This window comes from Sphingomonas oligoaromativorans, assembly GCF_011762195.1.
In the GTDB taxonomy this organism is placed as follows: Bacteria; Pseudomonadota; Alphaproteobacteria; order Sphingomonadales; family Sphingomonadaceae; genus Solisphingomonas; species Solisphingomonas oligoaromativorans.
Genome location: NZ_JAASQK010000007.1, coordinates 205,984 through 214,838 on the forward strand (window position 1 = coordinate 205,984; position 8,855 = coordinate 214,838).

Below are 8,855 nucleotides of genomic sequence, written 5' to 3' on the forward strand. Positions count from 1 at the left end.
ACAAGCGGTCTGCTGTCAGTTGCCGCCGTCGCCGTCGAAATCGAGCGAGGCCGAATTGATGCAATAGCGTAAGCCCGCCGGCCCCGGACCGTCCGGGAAGACATGGCCGAGATGCCCGCCGCAGCGCGCGCACCGCACTTCGGTGCGGACCATGCCGTGGCTGGTGTCGATGCGCTCCTCGATCAGGGATTCGTCGGCCGGCGCGGTGAAGCTCGGCCAGCCGCAGCCGGAATCAAATTTGGTGCCGCTGTTGAAAAGCTGGGTGCCGCAGCCGGCGCAGAGATATTCGCCGGTCTCGTGGTTGTTCCAGTAGCGGCCGGTGAAGGCGCGCTCGGTGCCGGCCTCGCGCAGCACATGATATTGCTCGGCGCTGAGGCGCTGGCGCCATTCGTTATCGGTGAGGTGTATCTTCTCCATGGGCGGGGAGATGGGGCGATGCCTTCTGTCCGTCAATCGAGGCGGGGGGCTACGCCATCGCCTTCAGCAGGATCGTCACGCCCGCGGGCACATCTTCGGGCGGCGGCCCGGCGATGCAGGCGGCGTCGGCACGCACCCGGCGGAGGATCGCGGCCGGCACGCCGACGTCATGATAGACCCGATCCGCGCGACCGAGCCAGCGGGCCTCGGCGAGGGTCAGATCGTCGGGATCGCCGGAGCGGAGCGCGATGCGGACGGTGATGGCGGATCGCGGCGCGTCGGGCGCGGCGAGCCAGCGCTCCACGGCGGAGGCCGGCACCTCGCCCAGCGCATCGAGCGGCCCGCCCGGATCGAGCGCGGCGTCGATGGCGCGGCGGCGGGTGGCGGCATCGGGGAAGCGCGCGCGGATCGCCGTGCGGGCACCGTGGAGCGCGTCTGCCAGCGTGCCGAGGCCGGAGGGGAGAAGCGCCTCCAGACGCTGCCGGAGCGCCTTGGCGAGCCCTGCGGAGGCCCCTCCGGTCCCGATCGCGATCAGCACCGGGTCGCGGTCGACGATGGCCGGGAGGGTGAAGTCGCACAGCGCCGACCGGTCGACCGCGTTGACGAGGATTCCCCGCGCCTTGAGCCGGGCCACGGCCGATTCGGCCTCGGAATCGCCTTCGAGAGCCACGATGGCGAGAGCGGCGTTGCCGGATTCCTCGATGACCCGCGCACCGGCCCGTTCGAGCAGGCGGCGCTTGGCGTCGGCGGTGTCACCGGTGCCGATCAGGATCACCGGCGTGCCTTCGAGGCGGAGGAAGACGGGCAGGCTGTGCATCGCCCGTCTTGTCGCCGGGAAGGGCGGCCTTGCCAAGCCGGCAGGCCGCCCCCGTCGTCGGATCAGAGGGAGTCGATGAAGGCCTTCACCGCCGGGCCGACGTCGGACCGCTCCAGCGCCAGCGCGATGTTCGCCTGGATGAAGCCGGCCTTGTCGCCGCAATCATGGCGCACGCCGTCGAAGGTGACGCCATGGAACGGCATCTCGCCGATCATGCGCGCCATCGCGTCGGTGAGCTGGATTTCCCCGCCGGCGCCCTTCTCCTGGCTTTCGAGGACGCGCATCACCTCCGGCTGGAGGATGTAGCGGCCGACGATGGCGAGGTTGGACGGCGCGGCCTCGGGCTTGGGCTTTTCGACCAGACCCTTCACCTCGGTCAGCGCGCCGTCGCGCGTGCCGGGCGTGATGATGCCGTATTTGTCGGTGTTCTCGTGCGCGACTTCCTGCGCGCAGATCATGTTGCCGCCGACCTTCTCATAAGCCTCGACCATCTGCTTGAGGCAGCCCGGCTTGCCGACCATGAAGTCGTCCGCGAGCAGCACGGCGAAGGGCTCGTCGCCGACGATGTCGCGCGCGCACCAGACGGCGTGGCCGAGGCCCATCGGCTCCTGCTGGCGGCAATAGGCGATGTTGCCGGGGGTGAGACGCGTGCCTTCCAGCACGGTCAGCGACTTGCCGCGACCGGCCATGGTCGATTCGAGTTCGTAGGCGATGTCGAAATGGTCCTCGATCGCGTGCTTGCCGCGACCGGTGACGAAGATCATCTGTTCGATGCCGGCTTCCAGCGCCTCTTCCACCGCATATTGAATGAGCGGCTTGTCGACGACCGGCAGCATCTCCTTCGGCATGGCCTTGGTCGCAGGCAGAAATCTCGTGCCGAGGCCTCCCACTGGGAACACGGCCTTGCGCAGCTTGCGTACCATCAATCCTCCGTCGGTTCGTTGAGAGCCCACGCGGGAACGCTGTCGGCGGCGATCAGTGCCTCGAGATTCTGTCTTTTTCTCACCACCGCCCAACGATCCCCCGATACCAGAACCTCGGGTGTGAGCGCGCGGCTGTTATAGGTGCTCGCCATGGTGGCCGCATAGGCTCCGGCCGTCATGAAGACGACACGTTCGCCTTCATCCACCCGATCCATGGAACGCTGCATCGCGAAGGTGTCCCCGGTCTCGCAGACCGGGCCGACGACGTTCGCCACGAATCGCTCGCCCGAGGGGTGGACGGCGCGGATGTCGTGCCAGGCGTCGTAGAGCGCGGGGCGCATCAGGTCGTTCATCGCCGCGTCAACGATCACGAACGGGGCCTGGGCGCCCGGCTTCACGCGGATGACGCTGGTCAAGAGCACGCCGGCATTGCCGACGATCAGGCGGCCCGGCTCGAACATCAGGCGGACATTCCACCCGGCGGTCGCGCGGCGGACCATCTCGCCATAGGCCGAGGGGGCAGGCGGGGCGGGCTTGGTCGGATCGTAAGGCACGCCAAGGCCGCCGCCGAGATCGGCGGTGGTGATCGTGTGACCCGCCGCGCGCAGGGTGGCGATCAGCGCGCCGATGCGGCCGAAGGCGGTCTCCAGCGGCCCGAGGTCGGTGAGCTGGCTGCCGATATGGACGGCGACGCCCTGAATCGCGAGGCCGGGGAGGGCGGCGGCGCGCGCATAGGCATCGGGCGCCAGATCATAGCCTATGCCGAACTTGTTCTCGGAGCGGCCGGTCGAGATCTTGGCGTGGGTGCCGGCATCGACGTCCGGGTTCACCCGGAAGGCGACGCGGGCGGTGAGGCCGAGGCCGGTCGCGACGGCGGAGAGGGTGCGGGCCTCTTCCTCGGATTCGAGGTTGAACTGGCCGATGCCCTCCTGGAGCGCGAGCGCCATCTCGTCCGCCGTCTTGCCGACGCCGGAGAAGACGATCTTCTCGGCCGCGATCCCCGCCGCACGGGCGCGCATCAGTTCGCCGCCCGACACCACGTCGGCGCCGCAGCCGAGCCCCGCCAGCACCGAGAGCACGGCGGCATTGGGATTGGCCTTCACCGCGAAGGCGACGAGCGGGGCCTGCCCCTCATGCTCCAGCCCGGCAAGCGCCTCGCGGAACACGCGGACATGGCGGCGGATGGTCGCCGCCGAATAGACATAGACGGGGGTGCCGACCGCATCCGCGATCGCGTCCAGCGGCACCTGTTCGGCGTGAAGGGCGCCGTTATGAAGGTCGAAATGATCCATGGATTCTGGTCTCAGCCGGGCGGGGGAAGGTCGAACCGGTCGGGCTCGAGCGGTTTGGATTTGGTCACCAGCTCGTCCTCGCGGGTCGGGCGGGCCTCGGTGCCGGGATTGAGCAGGTCGGCCACGCTCGGCTGGCTCGCGGCGGTGGCCGATTTGGGCGGCAGGGTCCGGCCGTCGGCGGGACGCAGCACCGCCTTCTTGCCGCAGCCCGCCAGCAGCGCGAGCGCCGCGAGCGTGAGGATCGTCGCCCGTTTCATGCCTCAGCCTCCAGGATTGCGCGCGCCTTCGCCACCGCTTCGCGGACACGGGCCGGCGCGGTGCCGCCTTCGCTGGCGCGGGCGGCAACGGAGGCGTCGACCGACAGCGCCGCCTTCACGCCCTCGTCGATGCGGGCGTCGACCGCCTGCAATTCGCCGAGCGTCAGGTCGGAGAGGGCGCAGCCCTTGCCTTCGGCGAGCTTCACCACGGTGCCGGTGATATGGTGCGCCTCGCGGAAGGGGACGCCGGCGACGCGGACGAGCCGGTCGGCCAGATCGGTCGCGGTGGAGAAGCCGGCCTCGGCCGCCGCGCGCATCCGGTCGGTGCGGAAGGTCAGCGTCTCGATCATCCCGGTCATCGCCGCGATCGAGAGGGCGAGCAGGTCGTGCGCCTCGAAGACGGGCGGCTTGTCGTCCTGCATATCCTTCGAATAGGCGAGCGGCAGGCCCTTCATCGTCACCATCAGCGACGTGAGGCAGCCCATGATCCGCCCCGAATGGCCGCGCACCAGCTCGGCGGCGTCGGGGTTGCGCTTCTGCGGCATGATCGACGAGCCGGTCGACCACTGATCGGGCAGGCTCACGAAGCCGAAGGGCTGCGAGGCCCACAGCACGATCTCTTCCGCCAAGCGCGAGAGGTGGAGCGAGGCCTGCGAGGCCGCCATCAGATAATCGAGCGCGAAGTCGCGATCGGAGACGGAATCCAGCGAGTTGGCGGTCGGGCGGTCGAAGCCGAGCGCCTTGGCCGTCGCCTGCCGGTCGATCGGGAAGCCGGTGCCGGCCAGCGCCGCCGCGCCGAGCGGCGACTCGTTCATCCGCACCCGCGCATCGGCGAAGCGCGAGCGGTCGCGGCGGACCATCTCGTAATAGGCCATCAGATGATGGCCGAGCGTCACCGGCTGCGCGGCCTGAAGATGGGTGAAGCCGGGCATCACGCTTTCCGCATGTTCCTCGGCGCGGGCGACCAGCGCGCGCTGGAGGGCCGTCAGGCCCGCGTCCACCGAATCGATCGCGTCGCGCACCCAGAGGCGGAAGTCGGTCGCGACCTGATCGTTGCGCGAGCGCGCGGTGTGCAGGCGCCCCGCCGCAGGCCCGATCAGTTCGGCCAGACGACTTTCGGTCGCCATATGGATGTCTTCGAGCGCGAGATCGTCGGTGACGCCATGTTCGGCATATTCGGCGGCGACCTTGTCCAGACCGGCGTCGATCGCGGCGACATCCTCGGCCGAGATGATGCCCTGAGCGCCGAGCATGGCGACATGGGCCTTGGAACCGGCGACGTCCTGTTTCCACAAACGCTTGTCGAACGGGATCGAGGCGTTAATTTCGCGCATCACCGCGGCCGGCCCTTCGGCGAAGCGCCCGCCCCACATCTGATTGGAGCCCGTCTTGCGCTCGTTGTCGGCCCGCTCGCTAATCGTTCTTCTCCCGCTCATGGTCGCCTTGGCAGCCGCCGGCTGCGATAAGCCCAAGCCGTCGGCGGAGCAAGCAAAGGCCACCGCGAATCAGGCCACGCCCCCCGTGGCCCCGCCGGTCGAGACCAGTCGCGTCGACAGCACCCACAAGGGCGAGGCGATGCCGGGGATGCCCTTCGCCGCGCCGGGCGGCTCTCCGGCGACGCTCTCCAGCTTCCGGGGGCATCCGGTGCTGGTCAATCTCTGGGCGACCTGGTGCGGGCCGTGCGTCAAGGAGCTGCCGGCGCTCGACGCGCTGGCGCAGCGCGAGACCGGCAAGCTCGCCGTGGTGACGGTGAGCCAGGACATGGGCGGCGACGCGCAGGTCCAGCCCTTCTGGAAGAGCCACGGCCTGAAGGCGCTCACGGCGTACACCGACGCCAGGAACCAGTTGATGAGCGCCACCGGCGCAGCCGATCTGCCGACCACGATCCTCTATGATTCGAAGGGCAAGGAGGTGTGGCGGGTCAGCGGCGGCATGGACTGGACGAGCCCGGAAGCGGCGGCGCTGATCGCGCAGGCCTCGTAACGGCCACTTAACGGTCGTCAGCCACAGTCCCCGGAGCGTTCATGCATCCGGGGAAGGATGAGATGGCCATGATTCCGTTGCTCGCGATTCTCACGGCGGTGGCGGCCGCGCCGCCGCCTCCGGTCGTCCTCGCGCCGTCGGTGGTGGCCCCGCCCATCATGCGGTCCTCCACCCCGCGCACCACCGAGACGATCGCGGTCCAGCTTCGCCATGGCGGTCGCCTGCTGTGGAGCGGCGATCTCAGCCGCGCGTCGGACGGCACCGCCTCCTTCTCCCAGCAACTGCGCGAATCGCGGGCTTGCCCCGACGCCGATCCGCGCGCCGGCAGGACGGGAACGCGCTTCACCACCTTCTCGGTGTCGATCAACCCGGACTATCCGCTGGCCGAAGGCGCGGCGCGGGTCAGCATCGAGCGGACCGCGCCCTATGGTGACGACAAGGATTGCGGTGGTCGCAGCGCCAGCAGCACCGTCCGCCTCGAAAGCCGTGTCGAGCTGCCGCAGGGCAAGCCGGTGACGCTGGAGGGTGAGGGCGGGCTCTCGGTGACGCTTACCCGCCGCTGAAGGCTCAGCGCGCCGCCGGCAGCCTGATCTGGAACAGCAACGGCCAGTTCTTGCCAGTGACGAACAGGCGGTTTCCCACCTTGTCATAGGCGATGCCGTTGGGGACGGAGTCGGGGTCGGTCGCGCCGACCTTGGCGGCGAGCGCGCTGACGTCGATCCAGCCCTTCACATGGCCGGTCGTCGGGTCGATCCGCGCGATCGCGTTGGTCATCCAGATGTTGGCGAGGATCTCGCCACGGACATATTCCAGTTCGTTGACCTGCCGGATCGGCACGCCCTCGGCCGTGACGGTGAGCGTCCGCACCACTTGCAGCGTCCTGGGATCGAGGAAGCGCAGCACCGGCGTGCCGTCCGACAGGATGACGTTCCTGCCATCCTGCGTCATCGCCCAGCCTTCGCCGCTGTAGCGGAAAGTGCCGAGATGCCTGAAGCCCTTGAGCGTCCAGCGCGAGCCGATGCCACCGTGCCAGATCACGCTGTAGAGCTGGTCCTTCCAGTCGACGATGCCCTCGCCGAAGATACCCGGCGCGAGCGACACGCTCTCGACGGTGCGGCCGGTGGCGAGGTCCACCTTGCGGATGAACGACTGCCCCTCGCGCCCCGTGCTCTCGTAGAGATAGCCGTCGCGGAACAGCAGGCCCTCGGTGAAGGCATGTGTGTCGTGCGGATAGGTGCGGACCACCTCCGCCTGTTCGACCGGCAGCGCCGCCCGCGCCGCGAACGGTGCGAGCGTCAACAGCAGAGCGGCGAGCCGGCCGATGCGACGCATCAGTCGCGGAGCAGCTCGTTGATGCCGGTCTTGGCGCGGGTCTGCGCATCGACGCGCTTCACGATCACCGCGCAGTAGAGCGACGGGCCGGGCGTGCCGTCAGGGAGAGGCTTGCCGGGGAGCGCGCCGGGCACGACCACCGAATAGGCCGGTACTTCGCCCACGAACACCTCGCCGGTGGCGCGGTCGACGATCTTGGTCGAGGCGCCGAGATAGACGCCCATCGACAGCACCGCGCCCTCGCGGACGATCACGCCCTCCGCGACTTCCGCGCGGGCGCCGACGAAACAGCCATCCTCGATCACCACCGGGTTGGCCTGGAGCGGCTCCAGCACGCCGCCGATGCCGACGCCGCCCGACAGGTGGACGTTGCGGCCGATCTGCGCGCAGCTCCCGACCGTCGCCCAGGTGTCGACCATCGTGCCCTCGCCGACATGGGCGCCGATGTTGACGAAGCTCGGCATCAGCACGACGCCCCTGGCGATGAACGAGCCCCGGCGCGCGACCGCGCCCGGCACGGCGCGGAAGCCCGCATCGCGGAAGGCGGCCTCGCCCCAGCCGGCGAACTTGCTCGGCACCTTGTCGAAGCCCGGCGCGCCCGCCGAGCCGCCATCGATCACCGCGTTGTCGTTGAGACGGAAGGAGAGCAGCACCGCCTTCTTCAGCCACTGGTGGACATGCCAGTCTCCGTCGATCTTCTCGGCGACGCGGTAATGGCCGCTGTCGAGGCCGAGGATCGCGGCCTCGACAGCCTCGCGCACGGCGCCCTGCGTCTGGAAGTTGAGGCCGTCGCGGGCTTCCCAGGCTTCGTCGATGGTGCGGGCGAGATCGGCGGTCATTGGTCGTCCCCAAGCAGTGAATGGAGCCATTCGGCGAGATCGGTGATGTGGTGGTCCACGAAGGACCGGTCGGCGTCGTGGCCCTGTTCCGATCCGTTGTCGAGCCACACGGTGGTCATGCCCAGCGTCTTGGCGGGCTTGAGGTTGCGCGCCATGTCCTCGACGAAGACGCTGGTCGCCGGGTCGACGCCGAGCCCGGCCACCATCGCGGCGTAGCTCGCCTCGTGCGGCTTGGGCTTGTAGGCGCTGGCGTGGATGTCGTGGATCGCCTCGAAGGTCTTGGACAGGCCGAGCTTCGCCAGCACGCGCTCCGCATAGGGCGCGTCGCCATTGGTGAAGATCAGCTTGCGGCCCGGCAGCCGCGCGATCAGGCGGGCGAGGCGGGCATCCTCGGCCAGCACGTCGAGATCGATGTCATGGACGTCGGCGAGATAATGGTGCGGATCGACGTCATGTTCCAGCATCAGCCCGGCCATGGTGGTGCCGTGCGCCTGGAAATAGCCCTTCTGGATGCGCCGCGCCTCGCCGAGATCGTCGATCCCGAGCGTCCTCGCGACATAGGCGGTCATCCGCACGTCCATCAGGCCGAACAGGTCGGCCGACGCCGGATAGAGCGTGTTGTCGAGGTCGAAGATCCAGGCGCGGATATGGGAGAGCGCAGGCGTCATGGGCGCGGAGGTAGCCGCTGGCCGATATCAGAGCAACTGGTCAGCGTCGTGAACAGATCGTTGTATAGGCGTTACATACTCGATAGTGTTTAAATGCTGGTTTTTCGCTCATTTGGCGAAATCCACATAAGGCGCCACCCGATAACAGGCGTTAGGATAGTTGCCAGCGGGTAAAGGCTTTGTGCAAGTGGCGTATGATACGGCTGGATCACAGCCCGGGAGTGGTCCGGCCTAGGTTGCGTTGACAAAGTGCGGCAACCACCTGCGGATGGCAGCGAGATTGAGGAAGCTGGCGAAGGACAGGGCGGTCTTGTCGTAGCGGGTGGC

The 8,855-nt window shown here is 68.7% G+C and carries 11 protein-coding genes; 2 read left to right on the top strand and 9 right to left on the bottom strand.

Features of this window, described 5'->3' with window-relative positions:
• Nucleotides 1-15 precede the first annotated feature (15 nt).
• The 6 genes from msrB to argH form a co-directional block, all read right to left on the bottom strand.
• Nucleotides 16-417, bottom strand: a complete 402-nt coding sequence (msrB, locus tag FHS98_RS14880) for a peptide-methionine (R)-S-oxide reductase MsrB (RefSeq protein ID WP_167106743.1) — start codon at nt 415-417, stop codon at nt 16-18.
• A 49-nt stretch (nt 418-466) separates the two neighbouring features.
• Entirely contained in the window at nt 467-1,234 is a 768-nt protein-coding gene (locus FHS98_RS14885) for a precorrin-2 dehydrogenase/sirohydrochlorin ferrochelatase family protein (RefSeq protein ID WP_167106746.1), read from the bottom strand.
• 62 nt (nt 1,235-1,296) lie between these two features.
• Nucleotides 1,297-2,157 (bottom strand): UTP--glucose-1-phosphate uridylyltransferase GalU, encoded by an 861-nt coding sequence (gene galU / locus FHS98_RS14890; protein ID WP_425057348.1) that lies wholly within the window; start codon nt 2,155-2,157, stop codon nt 1,297-1,299.
• The gene (gene lysA / locus FHS98_RS14895; protein WP_167106751.1) at nt 2,157-3,449 is read right to left on the bottom strand and encodes a diaminopimelate decarboxylase; all 1,293 of its coding nucleotides are present in this window, start codon (nt 3,447-3,449) and stop codon (nt 2,157-2,159) included. Before lysA ends, galU begins: the two co-directional genes overlap by 1 nt.
• Before the next feature lie 11 nt (nt 3,450-3,460).
• On the bottom strand, nt 3,461-3,706 hold the full coding sequence (locus FHS98_RS14900; protein ID WP_167106754.1) for a hypothetical protein: 246 nt from the start codon (nt 3,704-3,706) through the stop codon (nt 3,461-3,463).
• Nucleotides 3,703-5,079: an argininosuccinate lyase gene (gene argH, locus FHS98_RS14905; protein ID WP_167106832.1), complete on the bottom strand. Its 1,377-nt coding sequence runs from the start codon at nt 5,077-5,079 to the stop codon at nt 3,703-3,705. The genes FHS98_RS14900 and argH overlap by 4 nt, the downstream gene beginning before the upstream one ends.
• A 61-nt stretch (nt 5,080-5,140) precedes the next feature.
• Between argH and FHS98_RS14910 the strand changes: the two genes are divergently transcribed.
• Entirely contained in the window at nt 5,141-5,689 is a 549-nt protein-coding gene (locus FHS98_RS14910) for a TlpA family protein disulfide reductase (protein WP_243848040.1), read from the top strand.
• A 68-nt stretch (nt 5,690-5,757) separates the two neighbouring features.
• The gene (locus tag FHS98_RS14915; RefSeq protein ID WP_167106760.1) at nt 5,758-6,252 is read left to right on the top strand and encodes a hypothetical protein; all 495 of its coding nucleotides are present in this window, start codon (nt 5,758-5,760) and stop codon (nt 6,250-6,252) included.
• A 4-nt stretch (nt 6,253-6,256) separates the two neighbouring features.
• Here the strand turns inward: FHS98_RS14915 and FHS98_RS14920 are convergent, their stop codons facing one another.
• Genes FHS98_RS14920 through FHS98_RS14930 form a run of 3 tightly spaced genes read right to left on the bottom strand, consistent with a single transcriptional unit; the run spans nt 6,257 to nt 8,528 of the window.
• Nucleotides 6,257-7,021 (bottom strand): glutaminyl-peptide cyclotransferase, encoded by a 765-nt coding sequence (locus FHS98_RS14920; RefSeq protein WP_167106763.1) that lies wholly within the window; start codon nt 7,019-7,021, stop codon nt 6,257-6,259.
• Entirely contained in the window at nt 7,021-7,860 is an 840-nt protein-coding gene (gene dapD, locus FHS98_RS14925) for a 2,3,4,5-tetrahydropyridine-2,6-dicarboxylate N-succinyltransferase (protein ID WP_167106765.1), read from the bottom strand. Before dapD ends, FHS98_RS14920 begins: the two co-directional genes overlap by 1 nt.
• The gene (locus FHS98_RS14930; protein WP_167106768.1) at nt 7,857-8,528 is read right to left on the bottom strand and encodes a pyrimidine 5'-nucleotidase; all 672 of its coding nucleotides are present in this window, start codon (nt 8,526-8,528) and stop codon (nt 7,857-7,859) included. Before FHS98_RS14930 ends, dapD begins: the two co-directional genes overlap by 4 nt.
• Between the last annotated feature and the right edge of the window lie 327 nt (nt 8,529-8,855).

Excerpts from the sequence above, each read along its gene's own strand:
- FHS98_RS14910 (WP_243848040.1), top strand. The coding sequence starts at position 5,141 with ATGGTCGCCTTGGCAGCCGCCGGCTGCGATAAGCCCAAGCCGTCGGCG.
- lysA (WP_167106751.1), bottom strand. The coding sequence starts at position 3,449 with ATGGATCATTTCGACCTTCATAACGGCGCCCTTCACGCCGAACAGGTG.
- FHS98_RS14930 (WP_167106768.1), bottom strand. The coding sequence starts at position 8,528 with ATGACGCCTGCGCTCTCCCATATCCGCGCCTGGATCTTCGACCTCGAC.
- FHS98_RS14900 (WP_167106754.1), bottom strand. The coding sequence starts at position 3,706 with ATGAAACGGGCGACGATCCTCACGCTCGCGGCGCTCGCGCTGCTGGCG.
- argH (WP_167106832.1), bottom strand. The coding sequence starts at position 5,079 with ATGTGGGGCGGGCGCTTCGCCGAAGGGCCGGCCGCGGTGATGCGCGAA.
- FHS98_RS14920 (WP_167106763.1), bottom strand. The coding sequence starts at position 7,021 with ATGCGTCGCATCGGCCGGCTCGCCGCTCTGCTGTTGACGCTCGCACCG.
- msrB (WP_167106743.1), bottom strand. The coding sequence starts at position 417 with ATGGAGAAGATACACCTCACCGATAACGAATGGCGCCAGCGCCTCAGC.
- FHS98_RS14885 (WP_167106746.1), bottom strand. The coding sequence starts at position 1,234 with ATGCACAGCCTGCCCGTCTTCCTCCGCCTCGAAGGCACGCCGGTGATC.
- galU (WP_425057348.1), bottom strand. The coding sequence starts at position 2,157 with ATGGTACGCAAGCTGCGCAAGGCCGTGTTCCCAGTGGGAGGCCTCGGC.
- FHS98_RS14915 (WP_167106760.1), top strand. The coding sequence starts at position 5,758 with ATGATTCCGTTGCTCGCGATTCTCACGGCGGTGGCGGCCGCGCCGCCG.
- dapD (WP_167106765.1), bottom strand. The coding sequence starts at position 7,860 with ATGACCGCCGATCTCGCCCGCACCATCGACGAAGCCTGGGAAGCCCGC.